The sequence below is a fragment of the Frateuria sp. GZRe14 genome (assembly GCF_051900395.1).
Taxonomy (GTDB): domain Bacteria; phylum Pseudomonadota; class Gammaproteobacteria; order Xanthomonadales; family Rhodanobacteraceae; genus Frateuria_A; species Frateuria_A edaphi.
This window is the reverse complement of sequence record NZ_JBHZGJ010000001.1, coordinates 3,034,952-3,049,840: the sequence shown is the minus strand read 5'-3', so window position 1 is coordinate 3,049,840 and position 14,889 is coordinate 3,034,952. Positions and strand designations below refer to the sequence as shown.

13 protein-coding genes are annotated in these 14,889 nt (G+C 68.0%); 4 read left to right on the top strand and 9 right to left on the bottom strand.

Annotation, left to right across the window (positions count from 1 at the left end):
- Positions 1 to 19: 19 nt before the first annotated feature.
- The gene (locus tag ACFWZ1_RS13940) at positions 20 to 1,402 is read right to left on the bottom strand and encodes an L-serine ammonia-lyase (RefSeq protein ID WP_231321365.1); all 1,383 of its coding nucleotides are present in this window, start codon (positions 1,400 to 1,402) and stop codon (positions 20 to 22) included.
- 76 nt (positions 1,403 to 1,478) lie between these two features.
- Here ACFWZ1_RS13940 and ACFWZ1_RS13935 point away from each other — a divergent pair, with 76 nt between their 5' ends.
- Complete coding sequence (locus ACFWZ1_RS13935; RefSeq protein ID WP_231321363.1) at positions 1,479 to 1,709, top strand: glutaredoxin family protein; 231 nt, start codon at positions 1,479 to 1,481, stop codon at positions 1,707 to 1,709.
- Positions 1,710 to 1,747: 38 nt separating this feature from the next.
- Here ACFWZ1_RS13935 and ACFWZ1_RS13930 read toward each other — a convergent pair whose 3' ends face one another.
- The 3 genes from ACFWZ1_RS13930 to ACFWZ1_RS13920 are packed head-to-tail and all read right to left on the bottom strand — an operon-like array spanning position 1,748 to position 3,493.
- Positions 1,748 to 2,314, bottom strand: coding sequence for a YceI family protein (locus tag ACFWZ1_RS13930; protein ID WP_439666825.1), 567 nt, complete (start codon positions 2,312 to 2,314; stop codon positions 1,748 to 1,750).
- Positions 2,311 to 2,883, bottom strand: a complete 573-nt coding sequence (locus ACFWZ1_RS13925) for a cytochrome b (RefSeq protein WP_231321359.1) — start codon at positions 2,881 to 2,883, stop codon at positions 2,311 to 2,313. Before ACFWZ1_RS13925 ends, ACFWZ1_RS13930 begins: the two co-directional genes overlap by 4 nt.
- The gene (locus ACFWZ1_RS13920) at positions 2,870 to 3,493 is read right to left on the bottom strand and encodes a YceI family protein (RefSeq protein WP_439666824.1); all 624 of its coding nucleotides are present in this window, start codon (positions 3,491 to 3,493) and stop codon (positions 2,870 to 2,872) included. The genes ACFWZ1_RS13925 and ACFWZ1_RS13920 overlap by 14 nt, the downstream gene beginning before the upstream one ends.
- A 108-nt stretch (positions 3,494 to 3,601) precedes the next feature.
- Between ACFWZ1_RS13920 and ACFWZ1_RS13915 the strand changes: the two genes are divergently transcribed.
- Together ACFWZ1_RS13915 and ligD are read left to right on the top strand one after the other, a co-directional pair.
- A complete protein-coding gene (locus tag ACFWZ1_RS13915) occupies positions 3,602 to 4,558 on the top strand; it encodes a non-homologous end joining protein Ku (protein ID WP_231321355.1) in 957 nt (318 codons plus the stop codon).
- Positions 4,559 to 4,606: 48 nt separating this feature from the next.
- Positions 4,607 to 5,533 carry a non-homologous end-joining DNA ligase gene (gene ligD / locus ACFWZ1_RS13910; RefSeq protein WP_439666823.1) on the top strand — a complete coding sequence of 309 codons (927 nt, stop codon included), beginning with the start codon at positions 4,607 to 4,609 and terminating at the stop codon, positions 5,531 to 5,533.
- A 133-nt stretch (positions 5,534 to 5,666) separates the two neighbouring features.
- Here ligD and ACFWZ1_RS13905 read toward each other — a convergent pair whose 3' ends face one another.
- Genes ACFWZ1_RS13905 through ACFWZ1_RS13885 form a run of 5 tightly spaced genes read right to left on the bottom strand, consistent with a single transcriptional unit; the run spans position 5,667 to position 12,196 of the window.
- Positions 5,667 to 7,616 (bottom strand): M1 family metallopeptidase, encoded by a 1,950-nt coding sequence (locus ACFWZ1_RS13905; protein ID WP_439666822.1) that lies wholly within the window; start codon positions 7,614 to 7,616, stop codon positions 5,667 to 5,669.
- Positions 7,617 to 7,630: 14 nt separating this feature from the next.
- A complete protein-coding gene (locus ACFWZ1_RS13900; protein ID WP_439666821.1) occupies positions 7,631 to 8,842 on the bottom strand; it encodes an AGE family epimerase/isomerase in 1,212 nt (403 codons plus the stop codon).
- Positions 8,839 to 9,807, bottom strand: a complete 969-nt coding sequence (locus ACFWZ1_RS13895) for a carbohydrate kinase family protein (protein ID WP_439666820.1) — start codon at positions 9,805 to 9,807, stop codon at positions 8,839 to 8,841. Before ACFWZ1_RS13895 ends, ACFWZ1_RS13900 begins: the two co-directional genes overlap by 4 nt.
- The gene (locus ACFWZ1_RS13890) at positions 9,804 to 11,126 is read right to left on the bottom strand and encodes a sugar MFS transporter (RefSeq protein WP_439666819.1); all 1,323 of its coding nucleotides are present in this window, start codon (positions 11,124 to 11,126) and stop codon (positions 9,804 to 9,806) included. The genes ACFWZ1_RS13895 and ACFWZ1_RS13890 overlap by 4 nt, the downstream gene beginning before the upstream one ends.
- A 20-nt stretch (positions 11,127 to 11,146) precedes the next feature.
- Positions 11,147 to 12,196: a LacI family DNA-binding transcriptional regulator gene (locus ACFWZ1_RS13885; RefSeq protein WP_231321349.1), complete on the bottom strand. Its 1,050-nt coding sequence runs from the start codon at positions 12,194 to 12,196 to the stop codon at positions 11,147 to 11,149.
- Positions 12,197 to 12,338: 142 nt separating this feature from the next.
- Between ACFWZ1_RS13885 and ACFWZ1_RS13880 the strand changes: the two genes are divergently transcribed.
- Positions 12,339 to 14,606 (top strand): GH92 family glycosyl hydrolase, encoded by a 2,268-nt coding sequence (locus ACFWZ1_RS13880; protein WP_439666818.1) that lies wholly within the window; start codon positions 12,339 to 12,341, stop codon positions 14,604 to 14,606.
- The last annotated feature ends 283 nt before the right edge of the window (positions 14,607 to 14,889 follow it).

The following is a 14,889-nucleotide window of genomic DNA, read 5'->3' as shown; positions in this document are numbered from 1 at the left end:
GAGGGGGAAAGCCGGGCGTTCAACACTCGATGACGTTGACAGCGAGACCGCCGCGGCTGGTTTCCTTGTACTTGTCCTTCATGTCGCGCCCGGTGTCGCGCATGGTCTTGATGACCTTGTCCAGGCTCACGCGGTGCTTGCCGTCGCTCTTGAGCGCCATGCGGCTGGCGTTGATGGCCTTGACCGAGCCCATGGCGTTGCGCTCGATGCAGGGGATCTGCACCAGGCCGCCGATGGGGTCGCAGGTGAGGCCGAGGTTGTGTTCCATGCCGATCTCGGCGGCGTTCTCGACCTGCCAGACGCTGCCGCCCAGCGCGGCGGTGAGGCCGCCGGCAGCCATCGAACAGGCAACACCGACCTCGCCCTGGCAGCCGACTTCGGCGCCGGAGATCGAGGCGTTTTCCTTGTAGAGAATGCCGATCGCGGCGGCGGTCAGCAGGTAGTCGACGATGCCGTTCTCGTCCGCCTTGGGGCAGAAGCGCAGGTAGTAGTGGCCGACCGCGGGCACGATGCCGGCGGCGCCGTTGGTCGGCGCGGTGACCACGCGGCCGCCGGCGGCATTTTCCTCGTTGACGGCCAGCGCGTAGAGGTTCACCCAGTCCAGGATGGTGAGCGGGTCCTTGAGCGCCGCTTCGGGCTGGTTGCGCAGTTCCTCGGCCATCGCCGGCGCGCGGCGCGCGACGTGCAGGCCGCCGGGCAGGGTGCCGGGGGAACGCAGGCCGCGCGAGACGCAGTCGGCCATGGCCTTCCAGATGGTGAGCAGGCCGGCGCGGGTTTCCGCTTCCGGGCGCCACACGCTTTCATTGGCCATCATCAGCTGGGCGATGGTCAGGCCGTGGCGCTCGCAGGCCGCGAGCAGTTCGTCGCCGCTGGAGAACGGGTAGGGCTGCACGGTGGTGTCGGCGACGATGCGGTCTTCGGCTGCCTCGTCCTGGTTGACCACGAAGCCGCCGCCCACCGAGTAGTAGTCGCGCGTGGCGAGCTCGTGGCCTTCAGCGTCGTAGGCGGTGAAGCGCATGCCATTGGTGTGGAAGGGCAGCTTCTGGCGCTTGTTGAAGACGAGGTCCGCCTTCTCGTCGAAGACGATGTCGTGCTTGCCGAGCACGCGCAGCCGGCCGCTGGCGCGGATGCGTGCCAGGATGTCGGGAATCAGGTCCGCATCGATGGTGTCCGGATGGTGGCCTTCGAAGCCAAGCAGCACCGCCTTGTCGGTGCCGTGGCCGCGACCGGTCATCGCCAGCGAACCGTAGAGCTCGGCGCGCACGCGGGCGACGCGGTCGAGCACGCCCTTCTCCTCCAGCCAGCGCTCGCCGAAGCGGGCGGCCGCACGCATCGGCCCGACCGTATGCGAAGACGACGGCCCGATGCCGATCTTGAAGATGTCGAAAACGCTGACGGCCATGGATGCGCTGCGGTGAACGGGGGGAACCCGTTATTCTACGCGCCCCCTTCACGTTTGGCAGTCCATTCGCCGCCGCATGGCCGACCTCGTTCTCTACCAGCGCGACTACTGCCACCTGTGCGACCAGGCGCTCGCCGTGCTCGCCGAGGCGCGGGCGCCGGAGTTCGACAGCGTGTGGGTGGATGACGACGAGGCGCTGGAGGCGCGCTACGGCACGCGGGTGCCGGTGCTGCGCGATGCGCGGGACGGGCGGGAGCTGGATTGGCCGTTCGACGCGGCAGCTGTGCGAGCGCTCGTGGGCGGCTAGCCACGCCGTGCCTCCTCGCTTTCAGGGCGGGGCGGGCTCTATTTCGGGGCGAGCACCAGGTGCGCGTTGACTGTCACGTCGTCGCCGATCACCGATGTATCGGCATATTCGCCCCCGCCCACGCCATAAGCCAGCCGCTTGAGCGTTCCGCTGACGTCCATCAGCGTGGTGCCGCCCGGCTGCGGGGTGAAGGTCACGGTAAGGCTGAGCGGATGGACCTCGCCGCGCAAGTCGAGCTGGCCGCGGGCGATCACGTGCGTGCCGGCCCGGACGAACTCGGTCGCCACGTAATGCGCCTGCGGGTAACGGGTCGCGTTGAAGAAATCCGCGCCGGGAAGCGCGCCGTCGCGATCCGGATCGCCGGTGCTGGCGCTGGTGGTGTCCACCGTGACGTCGAACTTCGAGCCGGCCAGATGCGCCGGATCGAACCGGATCGCGGCATGCCACTGCGCGAAGCTGCCCTGGAACGGCGCGCCCTGGAAGGTAGCGGTGAAGCCGAGCGTGCTCTGGTCCTGCAGCACGCGGTAATCGGTCGCCGAGGCGGCCACGGGCAGGGCCAGACAGATCAGCAGCGCAACCAGGCGCCGCAGGGCAGGTCGGGTCATGCGGAATCTCCTTTGGCGCCTTGGCGGAGGCGGGCGAACGGCCACATGCGGCGCAACACGTCGTCGTTGTCGAGCACATGATGCTTGAGCGCCGCGCCGACGTGGGCGAGCAGCACCAGCAGCAGGATCCAGAACAGGTATTCGTGCACTTCGTGCGACAACCGGCGCAGGTCGGGGTTCTTGGCCGCGATCGCGGGCAGGTTGAACAGCTTGAAGAACTGCAGCGGATAGCCGCGCACCGAGTTGAACCACCAGCCCGAAAGCGGCAGCGCGACCACCAGCAGGTATAGCGCCGCGTGCACCACCCTTGCGGCCCAGAGCTGCCAGCGTGGCGCCGGCAGCTCGCGCGGCGGGCGGTTGAATGCCCGCCAAAGCAGGCGCAGCACGAACAGCGCCAGAACGGTCAGGCCGATCGACTTGTGCAAGGCCATCCAGTTGACCTTCTGCATTGGCGAACTGGCCAGGTCCATCAGCAGGCCGAACACCCCGTTGCCCAGGATCAGCAACGCAATGGTCCAGTGGAAAAACTTGGCGACGGCGCCCCAACGCCACTCGTCATTGCGAAGCATCTGCGCTCTCCGGGCGGCGGGTGCGGTCCTCGCGGATGGCCTCGATTTCAAGCCATACGGATATGTTCCGGCCAATCGAGCCGGTGCTGGTGGTCAGGCCGAAGCGGGTGCGGTCGAGCATGGCGGTGGCGGAAAAACCGGCGACGGTGTGCATGCCGAAGATGGTGCGCGCTTGGCGGTTGAACGTAAACGGAATGTCCAGCGGACGGGTGACGCCGCGCAAGGTGAGCTCGCCGTGCAGCACGCCGTGGCTGTCGTCGGTGCGTTCGACCCCGGTGCTGGCGAAATGCGCGTAGCGTGCCTTGGCCACGTCGAGGAAACGCGGTTCGAGCACCGCCTGGTTCCAGTCGGGGTCGCCCATGTCGAGACTGGCCAGGTCGATGTCCAGCTCCGTCGCGGCCCGGCTCCAGTCGTCCGGGTCGAAACGGAGCCAGCCGCGGGCGATGTGAAGCCGGCCGAACGGGCGCGAGTAGCCGTCGTGGCTCACGCTGAAGAGGATCTGGCTGTGCACCGTGTCGTAGCGGTACCGGTGCTCCGATGCGCCGGCTGCCAGCGGCAACAGCAGCGCGGCACAGGCAAGCAGGCGGGCGGTGGCGGGCAGGGCGCTCATCAGGCCAAGTCTGGACGATCGTTGGCGTGGGTGCCAGCGGGAAGCCTTGGCGTTTCATGCACGCCCCGCGTGTCAAACCTCCAGACCCGCCACTCATGGAGGTCGGCCATGGCTCGCCCCATCTGGACCGGCACGCTGTCGTTCGGGTTGCTGAATGTCCCGATCCGCCTGATGACCGCCGAGCGCAAGGTCGACCTGCATTTCCGCATGCTCGACCAGCGCAACAACCAGCCGGTGCGTTACGAGCGCGTCAACGCCGAATCGGGCGAAGAGGTGCCTTGGAAAGACATCGTCAAGGCCTACGAATATTCCAAGGGCAACTACGTGGTGCTTGAGGAATCGGACATCCGCAGTGCCGCCGCCGAAGCGCACGAGACGGTGGAGATCGATACCTTCATCGACGCCGGCCAGCTCACGCCCGCGTACTTCGAGAAGCCCTATTTCCTGGTGCCCGGGAAGAAGGCCGAGAAGGGTTACGTGCTGTTGCGCGAGACGCTCAAGCGCACCGGCAAGATCGGCATCGCGCGGGTGGTGATCCGTACGCGCGAATACCTGTGCGCGGTGATGCCGCAGGACGAGGCCCTGATGCTGGTCCTGTTGCGCTTCCCCCAGGAATTGGTCGATGCCGACGAGTACGCGCTGCCGGACAAGGCGGCTTCGGAATACCGCATCAGCGACCGCGAGCTGGACATGGCGGGCGAGCTGATCGAGTCGATGTCGGGCAAGTTCGAGCCGGAAAAATACAAGGACGAGTTCCGCGAGCGTTTGACCGCGGTGATCGAGCAGCGGCTCAAGAGCAAGGGCGTCACCACCACGCTGGAGGAAGAGGAGCCCGCGCACGCCAATGCCACCACCAACGTGGTCGATTTCATGGCGCTCTTGAAGAAGAGCATCGAGGGCAAGCAGCGCACGCCGGCCAAGGGCAAGGACGAGGAAAAGACGGAGAAGAAGCCCGCGGCGAAGAAGGCAGCCGCGAAAAAGGCCGAGCCGGCGGCCAAGAAGGCCTCGCGCAAGAGCCCGGCAAAAAAGGCCACGTCCACGCGCAAGGGGCGCAAGGCCGGGTGATGCACGTCTTCGGCAACTCCTGTAACAGGGCTCGCGAGTGACGTGAGCATGCGCGAATCCTCCAGCGAAACCGCCGCCAGCCATCGCCCGCGGACGGACAAACCCGTCGACGTTGCCGGCGTCCGGATCACGCACCCCGCGCGCGTGGTCTATCCGGACGACGGCATCACCAAGGGCGAGGTCGCCGCCTATTACGCGGCGGTCGCCGACTGGATCCTGCCCGAACTGGTCAACCGCCCGTTGTCGATGGTGCGCTGTCCCGGCGGCACCGACAGCGCGTGCTTTTTCCAGAAACACCACGCGGCCAAGCTCGGCTCCAGCGTGCGTCCCATCGCGCTGGAGGAAAAGGGCGGCGGCGAGGACGACTACGTCTATATCCGCGACCGCAAGGGCCTGCTGCAGCTGGTGCAGATGAACACCATCGAGTTCCATCCCTGGGGCTCGCGCGTGGACAAGCCCGATTCGCCCGACCGCATCGTGCTGGACCTGGACCCCGCGCCCGGTGTGGCGTGGGAGGCGGTGGTGGAGGGGGCGCGCGGCATCCGCGACCTGCTGGACGGGATGCAGCTGGCGAGCTTTGTGCGCACCAGCGGCGGCAAGGGATTGCACGTGGTGGTGCCGTTCCGGCGCGGGCCTGGCTGGCAGGCGGTGAAGGACTTCTGCGAACGGGTGGCCGACGCGATGGTCGAGCGCGCGCCCGATCGCTACATCGCCACGGCCAGCAAGGCGCAGCGGGAAGGCAAGATCTTCATCGACTGGTTGCGCAACGCGCGCGGCGCGACCAGCGTGTGCAGCTGGTCGTTGCGGGCGCGCGTGGGCGCGCCGGTGGCGATGCCGTTGCGGTGGGAGGAATTGGGAAAGGTCGGAGGCGGCGCCGCATTTGGCATGCAGGCGGCGCTCGAACGGGCGCGGAACCTGAAGACCGATCCCTGGGAGGATATGGCCAAGGCGCAGCAGCGGCTACCGAAGGGCTGAGACCTCGGGCTCCCACACCCCCACGGGCACCTTCCCGCAAACGGGGAAAGGGACGGCTGTCGAAGCTCCGCCTGAGTGAACCTTCCCGTTTCACGGGGAAGGTTCACTCAGGCGGATGGTGGACGTTCGCGGGTTACTTCACCTTCAACACGTCGTTGGCGCGATTGGCTTCCGGCAGCGCGTGCGCCGGATCCAGCGCTGCCGACACGACCTTGCGGGATCCAGCCACCCGTACCACGTATTCGCGATGCTGCTGCCAGGTCTCCACGGGCACGCGCAGGTCCCTGGTGCTGCCGTCGTCATAGGTCAGCCGCAGCGTAGTGGGCAGGACGAGCCGGTCCAGGTTCGCCACGGTCACCGCGGCGCCGTGCGACCACCCGCCTTCGACCGGCTCGACCTTGCGTACCGCCATGTCGAACGTCCAGTTGTGCTGGTACCAGCCGCGCCAGAACCAGCCCAGGTCCTCGCCCGATTCGCTTTCCATGAAGCGGAAGAAATCCGACGGCGAGGGATGATGGAAGGCCCAGGTGGCGATGTACTTGCGGAAGGCATCGTCGAACCGCTCCGGTCCCAGGATCTGTTCGCGCAGCAGCACCAGGCCGAAGGCGCTCTTGAAGTAGCTGATCGGGTGGCGGTACTTCTCGCTCGTTTCGTCCGCGCCGTTGAGCAGGGCGGGCGCCTCGGGATCGGCAATCACCTGGGCGATCTCGTCGGCGGGATTGCCCTTGTGCGGCGCGTACTCGCCGTCGCGCTTGGGCGCGAACTCGCCGTGGTTGAAAGCTTCGTCCTCGTAAATGTCGACGAAGGTGTTGAAACCCTCGTCCATCCAGGCATGGCGGCGCTCGTTGGAGCCGACGATCATCGGGAACCAGGTGTGGCCGATCTCGTGCGCGATCAGGCCGTGCAGGCCGCCGCCCTTGGCGCGCTTGTGGTCGAAGGTGATGCCCGGGTATTCCATGCCGCCGGCGGTGCCGGCTTCATTGATCGCCACCGGCCACGGATAGGCGAACCATTCCTTGGAGAAGTACTCGACCGAGGCCTTGAGAAATTCCGTGGCGCGGCTCCATTCGCTCTCGACCGGGTAGACCGACATCGCCAGCGCGGTCTTGCCGTGCGGCAGGTTGATGCGCGCGGCGTCCCACACGTACGCCTTGGATGCGCCGAACGCCACGTCGCGCGTGTCGTGCATGCGGAAGTGCCAGGTCAGCGTGCCGCCCTGCTTCGGACGGCTGGACGGCTGGGTGACCTCGGCGGGCGTGCGGATCATCACCGTCTTGTCGCTGTGACGGGCTTCGTCCAGGCGCTTGATCTGGGTCTGGGTGAGTACCTCCTGCGGGTTCACCAGTTCGCCGGAACCGGCCACGATCATGTCCGCGGGCACGGTGACCTTGTAATCGAAGTCGCCGTATTCCAGGTAGAACTCGCTGTTGAGGTAAGGCGCGGTGTCCCACCCGCGCAGGTCGTCGTAGACGCACAGGCGCGGGTACCACTGGGCGATCTCGAAGATGTCGCCGTTCTTGCTGGCGTTGACGTCCATGCGGCCGCCGAACTCGCCCGGCACGGTGAAGCTCCAGGCGATGTGCACGCGCACGCTGCCGCCCTTGGGTCTGACCGCTTCGGGCAGGCGCAGCTGCATGCGGGTATCGGAAACGACCCACTGCACCGGTTGCAGGCGGCCGCTGCCGTCTTCCACCTCCACCGAGGCGATCTTGTAGCCGTCGGTGAACTCGGTCGGGAACTCGCTGGTGAAAGCGCCGCGTGCATCGGGCTTGTAGCGGTTCTGGTCCAGTTGCAGCCAGAGCACGTCCAGCGCGCTCGGGCTGTGGTTGGTATAGGTAATGGTTTCGCGGCCGGTCAGCAGGCGGCTGGCGGGGTCCAGCGTCGCCTCGATGGTGTAGTCGGCGCGGTTCTGCCAGAACAGAGGGCCGGGCTTGCCGTCGGCCGAGCGATAGGCGTTGACTGGATCGGGGTAGGCGAACGGCGCGAAAGTCTGGAGCGGATCGTAGCGCGGGGCGTCGGCCGCCGCGGCGAGGGTGGTAGCCAGTGCCAGCGCGCCGGCCATGCAGACTGCGAGTGCCTTCATCGAAAATCCCCTGTTCATGGTTGGCTGCCGGCGCGGATCAGCGCGAGCACTTCGTGGCAGGCGCCCATGGTGTGGTAGTCGACCTTGCCGGCCGGGCTCTTCTCGTCGTCGTACTTGCGGTTGTCGTGGGTGAGGATGCGGTACCACGCGCCGTGTTCGTGGTCGACGAAATGCTGCCACGCGTACGTCCACAGACGCTCGTACCACTGGTCATACACCGCCTCGCCGGTGCGGGCGTGCAGCAGCGCCGCGGCGGCCAGCGATTCGGCCTGCACCCAGAAGTACTTGTCCGGGTCGCAGATGCTGCCGTCGGGTGCGAAGCCGTAATGGATGCCGCCGTGCTTCGGATCCCACGCGCGCATCAGCGCGGTGTCGAACAGGTGGCGCGCGGTCGGCAGCAGCCAGCGCTCCTCGCGGCCGCGCTCGGCCAGGTGCGATTCGAGGATCACCAGCAGCTTGGCCCACTCGGTCTGGTGGCCGGGCTGGAAGCCCCACGGGCGGAACAGGTGGCGCGGGTTGTCGCGGTTGTAGTCCCAGTCGATGTTCCAGTCCGTGTCGTAGTGCTCCCATACAAGACCGCCGGCCTTGGCCGCCTGGCGGCGGGTCATGTGATCGGCCAGCAGCAGCGCGCGGTCGAGGTAGCGCACGTCGTTGCTGGCCTGATAGGCGGCCAGCATCGCCTCGCACATGTGCATGTTGGCGTTCTGGCCGCGGTAGGAGGAGAAGTGCCAGTTCGCGTCGGCCTCGTCGCGGTAGAGGCCGGCCTCGGCGTCCCAATAGCGCTTTTCCAGCAGCGCCCAGGTTTCGTCCATCCACAGCTCCGCTTCGACCAGCCCCGCGCGCAGCGCGCTGGCGCAGGCCAGCAGCACGAAGGCGACGCCGTAGGCGTGGTTGGTCCGGTCCTCGGGCTCGCCGTCGCAGATGGTCCAGGCGTAGCCGCCGGTGACGGGGTCGCGGTGCACGTCGCGCAGGTAGCGCAGGCCATGGCGCGCGGCTTCGAGGTAATCGGTGTCCTCGAATTCGATCGCGGCCAGCGCGTAGTTGAAAACGAAGCGCGTGCTGCTGACCAGGTGGCGATGGCGGCGGTCGTAGATCGTGCCGTCGTCCTTGAAGTAGTGGAAGAAGCCGCCGGCCGGATCGATCGCACGCGGGTGGTAGAACGCCATGGTCCGGGCGATGTGCTCGCGCAGGAAGCTCTCGCTGCGGAAGTCGGGCAGGGTGGTCATCGGTGTGACTCCAGGAAGGCGTCGACTTCCGCCGCGCTCGGCATCGCGGTGAACGAGCCCTGGCGGGTGACGGTGAGCGCGCCGCAGGCGGCGGCGAAGGCGAGCATCGCGTGCAGAGAAGGCTCGTCACGCAACAACGCATCGAAGGCGTCCGCGTTCCCGAGCGTGGCGAGCTTGTACAGCAGGCCGCCGACGAAAGCATCGCCCGCGGCGGTGGTGTCGACCGCCTCGACCTGCGGGCAGGGCAACTCGCCGGTCGCGTCTCGGCGGAACCAGCGCAGCGGCCGCGGGCCGTCGGTGACCACCAGCAGGCGCGTGCGACCGCGCCACAGGCGGTTGAGCAGCGCGCCGTCCTCGGCCAGCCAGGCGAACTCCTCGGCGCACAGCTTGACCACGTCCGCCAGGTGCAGCGCAGGCCACACCAGCGGTCGCGGGTTCGACTCCCGCGGCCACAGCGCCGGCCGCAGGTTGAGATCGAAGCTCACCAGCGCGCCGGCGGCCTGCGCGCGGCGCATGCCCTCGCGGGTGGTCTCGGCCAGGTCGGGGTCGGTCATGCTGTTGGAACAGACATGGAACACGGCGAGGTCGTCGAACGCCTCCGCACGGAAATGCCGGGGGCGGAACAGCAGGTCCGCCGAGGGTGGCCGATAGAAGTTGAAGCTGCGCTCGCCGCGCGCATCGAGGCTGACGAAGGCCAGCGCCGTGTTGGCTTCGTCCGTGCGCGCCACGTCGGCCACGCCCACGCCGGCGCGTTGCAGGCTGTCGAGCAGGAAATCGCCGAACGGATCGTGCGCGAGCATGCCGGCGAAGCGCGCCGCGCCGCCCAGTCGCGCCACCGCCACCGCCACGTTGGCCGGAGCGCCGCCGGCAAAGGGCACGAACGCACGCGGGAAGCCGTTCGCGCCGGCAGCCTCGGCGTGGAAATCGATCAGCGCTTCGCCGAAGCAGAGGATCGGACGGCTCATCGACCCTCCAGCGACGCACCGGCGATGCGCGAACCGCGCAGGCCGTAGAACACGATGTAGGCGTAGCACACGACGGGCAGGATGAAGGCGGCCTGCACGCCGATCGCGTCGGCCAGCGCGCCCTGCGCGAACGGAATCACCGCACCGCCCACGATGGCCATGATCAGCAGGCTCGAAGCCTTCTCGGTCAGGGGCCCGAGCCGCTCGATGCCCAGCGTGAAGATGGTCGGGAACATGATCGAGTTGAACAGGCCGATCGCCACGATGCTCCAGGCGGCGGTCATGCCGGCGGTGCTCATGGTGACCGCCAGCAGCGCGATGTTGATCGCGGCGAACAAGGCCAGCAGCGCGCGCGGCGAGTAGCGGGTCATCAGCCAGGAACCGGCGAAGCGGCCGATCATCGCGCCCAGCCAGTAGTAGGACACGTAGGTCGCGGCGGTGGTCTCGTGCATGTTGCCGATCTGCGGCAGCGACAGGTAGTTGACCATGAAGCTGCCGATGGCCACCTCCGCGCCCACATAGCAGAAGATCGCGATCACGCCGAACAGGACGTGCGGGATGCGCAGCGCATCGAGCAGCGTGTGGTGCCCGCGGTCGGCCTGTTCGGTGGCCTCCTCCAACGTGGGCAGGCGGAACAGGTACACCAGCACCGCCAGCACGAACAGCGCGATAGCCAGGCCCAGGTAGGGCCCTTGCACGGCCTGCGCTTCCTGCGCCCGGTAGACCAGCTGCTCGGCGGGCGAGAGCTGGGTGACTTCCAGCGAACTCTTTACCGCCACCGACAGGATCAGCAGCCCGCCGAAATGGGGTGCGAGGAAGGTGCCGAACGAATTGAGCGCCTGCGCCAGCGTGAGCCGGCTGGAGCTGGTGCGCTCGGGCCCGAGCAGCGCCACGTAGGGGTTGGCGGCCACCTGCAGCACCGTGATGCCGGTGGCGAGCACGAACAGCGCACCGAGGAAGGCCGGGTAGGAATGCAGCCCCGCGGCCGGCCAGAAGCCGGCGGCGCCCACGCCGGCGATCGCCAGGCCCGCGACGATGCCGAGCTTGTATCCCAGGTGTGCTACCAGCCGCCCGGCGGGCAGCGACATCAGGAAATAGGCGCCGAAGAAGGTGAACTGCACCAGCATCGCCTGCTTGTAGTTCAGTTCGAACAGCGCCTTCAGGTGCGGAATGAGAATGTCGTTGAGGCAGGTCAGGAAGCCCCACATGAAGAAGATCGTGGTGACCACCGCGAGCGCCGCGGGATAGTGGGTGTAGCGCTCGCGCGACCCGTCGGCGGGAGCGGCGGGCGACCGGTTGGGAGCTTGCATGATGGCCATGGGGACTCCTTAAGTCCTGGTCAGGCGGTGGGCGGGCAACTGCTGGCGCGGATCACCAGGCGTACGGGGGCGACGATGCGCCGCGTTTCGGCTTCGGGGTCGCGCAGGCGTTCGAGCAGCATCTGCGCGGCCTGGCGACCGCGTGCGCGCGGTGCGGCGGCGAGGGTGGTAAGTGAAGGGGTGGCAAGCGCGGCTTCGGCGATGTCGTCGAAGCCGGTGAGGGCGAAGTCGCGTCCCGGCGTGAGCCCGCGTTCGACCAGTCCGTGCATCAGGCCCAGCGCCACCGCGTCGTTGTAGCAGACCGCCGCGGTGGGCGCGGGCCCGGCCGCGAACAGCGCCTCGGCGCAGCGGGCCGCATCCAGGCGCGTGGGCAGGCATTCGACTTCCCAGTGGGAGTCCACCGGCAATTTGGCGGCCTTCATCGCCTCGCGATAGCCGATGCGGCGCTGGCGGCACGACGAGGAGTCGCCGTGCCCGCCGAAAAAGGCGATGCGCCGGTGACCCTGCTCGACCAGATGCGCGGTGGCCTCGCGCGCGCCCTGCTGGTTGTCCAGTGCCAGTGAATCCCAATGCGCGTATTCGGGCTGTTCACCGGTGAGCTCGCGGTTGAACACCAGCAGCGGCGTGCGCGCGCCGACCGCGGCCAGCACCTGGCTGGCGTCGCTGCCCTCGGCGGGCGAGAGGATGATGCCGCCCGGTCCGTGTTCGATCAGCGAGCCGAGCACCGCCTGCTCGCGCTTGGGCGATTCGCTGGACGAGCCGAGCAGGGTGACCATGCCTGCCTCGCCGACCACGTCGTCCACGCCCGCGGCGAATTCGGCGAAGAACGGGTTGGCCAGTTCGTTGATGACCAGCGCGATCGACGAGGACGTGCGCCGGCGCAGGTTGGCGGCGGCGCGGTTGTAGACGTAGCCCTGCCTGCGCAGTTCCTCTTCGACGCGCGCACGGGTGTCCTTGTTCACCAGCGGGCTGCCACGCAGCACCAGTGAGACGGTCGCGCGCGAGACGCCGCAGCCGGCGGCGATGTCGCTCACGGTGACCTTGCGGCCGAGTGGGGTGTTGCTGTCCATTGGGCACCCGGTGGGATAAGCGGTTTGGAACGATCCAAATCTAGCCGATCATGACACCAGCGGCTTCACGCAGCGCAACATGCGCCGCGCGGCGCGCGCTGTTAGCGTTGGAATTTGGAACGATCCAAACGGAGCCTTTCAGATGGCCCTTCGCCTGTCCCGCCTCGTTTTCGCCCTGGCCCTCTCGCCCGGCGTCGCGCTCGCCGCCACCGGCCATGCGGGCGATGTCGATCCGCGCATCGGCACCGGCGGCGACGGCCACACCTTTCCCGGCGCCACGGTGCCCTTCGGCATGATCCAGCTGTCGCCCGACACGGCGATGCCGGATTTCAAGCACGCCTACAAATGGGCCGCCGGCTACCAGTACGGCGACGGCAGCATCCTGGGCTTCTCGCATACGCACTTCTCCGGTTCGGGGCACTCGGACCTGGGCGACGTGCTGGTGATGCCGATCGCCGGCGAGGTGAAGCTGGAACCGGGCGACCCGGCCAGGCCCGGCAGCGGCTACCGCTCGCGCTTCGACCATGCCACCGAGGTCGAGCAGGCCGGCTACTACGCCGTGACCCTGGCCGACTACGGCATCCGCGCCGAGCTCACTGCCGGCCGCCGCGTGGGTTGGCATCGCTATACCTTCCCCGCGGGCAAGAGCGCCCACCTGCTGCTGGACCTGCGCCCGAGCATCTACGACTACCCGGGCAAGGTGCTGTGGTCGAACGTGCAGGTGGCCGACGACGGCACCGTGACCGGCTGCCGAACCACGCGCGGCTGGGCGCCGGGGCGCGAACTGTGCTTCGCCATGCGCTTCAACCAGCCGGTCACCGCGCGCACGCTGTACGACCGCGAGAACGATGTCGCCTACAAGGGCTTCAAGGGACCGGGCAACCAGCCTGTGGACCACGACGCGCAGAACGGCCGCGCGCTGGTCGGCGTGTTCGACTTCGGCACGCTGGTCAAGCCGCTGGAAGTGAAGGTGGCGATCTCGCCGGTCAGCGCCGCCAATGCGGTTGCCAACCTGGACGCGGACGGCAAGGGCTGGGACTTCGATGCCCGCCGCGCGCAGGCGAAGGCCGCCTGGGACAAGGCGCTGGCGGTGGTCGACGTCGACGCACCGGCAACCGTGCGCAAGCAGTTCTACACCGCGCTCTACCACGCGATGCTCTCGCCCACGCTGAGCATGGACGCCAACGGCCAGTACCGCGGCCCCGACCACGCGGTACACCAGGCCAAGGGCTACGAGTTCTACTCGACCTGGTCCCTGTGGGACGTCTACCGCGCGCAGCAGCCGCTCATGGTGCTGCTCGCTCCCGAGCGCAGCAGCGACTTCGTCCGCTCCCTCATCGCAGCGCGCGAGGCCAGCCCGTTCGGCATCCTGCCGGTGTGGGCGTACCAGGGCCTGGAGACCTGGTGCATGATCGGTTACCACGCCGTGCCGGTGATCGCCGACGCGTACATCAAGGGCGTGCGCGGCTTCGATGCGGGCAAAGCCCTGGACGCCATGGTCGGAAGCGCCACCTACGCCCCCTATGGCGACCTGGCCGACTACATGAAACTCGGCTACGTGCCGATCGACCGCGAGCCCGAGGGCGCCTCCAAGACGCTCGAATACGCCTACGACGACTGGTCGCTGGCGCAGATGGCCCGGGCGATGGGGCGGGACGATGTCGCCGCCACCTTCGGCAAACGCGCCGGCAACTGGAAGAACGCCTGGGATCCCGGGACCGGCTTCATGCGCGCGCGCCTCGCCGACGGCAAGTTCCGCGAACCGTTCGATCCCACGGCCGCCGGTTACGGCAGCGACTTCACCGAAGGCAACGCCTGGCAGTATTCGTGGTACGTGCCGCAAGACGTGCCGGGCCTGATCGGGGCGATGGGCGGCAACGCGAAGTTCGTGGCGAAACTGGACGCGCTGTTCGACGCCAAAGTCGACCCGGCGCACTTCAAGCACGTGGAGGACATCACCGGACTGATCGGCTGGTACGCCCACGGCAACGAACCCAGCCACCACATCGCCTACCTGTACGACTACGCCGGCGCGCCGTGGAAGACGCAGCAGCGGCTCAAGCAGATCATGGACAGCCAGTACGCGGCGCGTCCGGACGGGCTCTCGGGCAACGACGACCTGGGCCAGATGTCGGCCTGGTACGTGTTCACCGCGCTGGGCTTCTATCCGGTGACACCGGCGAGCGACGTGTACGCGATCGGCCGGCCGTTCGTCGAACGGGCCACGCTGCACCTGACCAACGGCAAGGTCTTCACCGTCAGCGCCGCGCCGCTGGACGACGCGCATCCCTACGTCGGCGAGGTCACGTTGAACGGCAAGCCGCTGGGCAAGCCCTTCCTGCGCCACGGGCAGATCCTTGCCGGCGGGGATCTGCATTTCCGCATGCAGGCCGAGCCGGCGCGCCCGTGAGATCGCTCCCGGCCGGGCGCGTGCCGGCAGGCTGTTTCAAGGCCAGCGCGACCCCTCACCGCAACCCTCTCCCCGCAGGGAGAGGGGGCCGGCACGGGGCGTAGCCAGATACCCACGGACGCGAGCGCCTGAACCCTCGGTACGGGGGATCGGGCTACGCCATGCCGGCAATTACGCCGGAGTCCGCCATCACCCGGCCCTAACGCGCCGTAGGCTTTCATTATACGTTTACCGGCCGGGGGCGAGAGGACGTAAGCTGCGCCTGGTCGACGCGCCGTGAGGA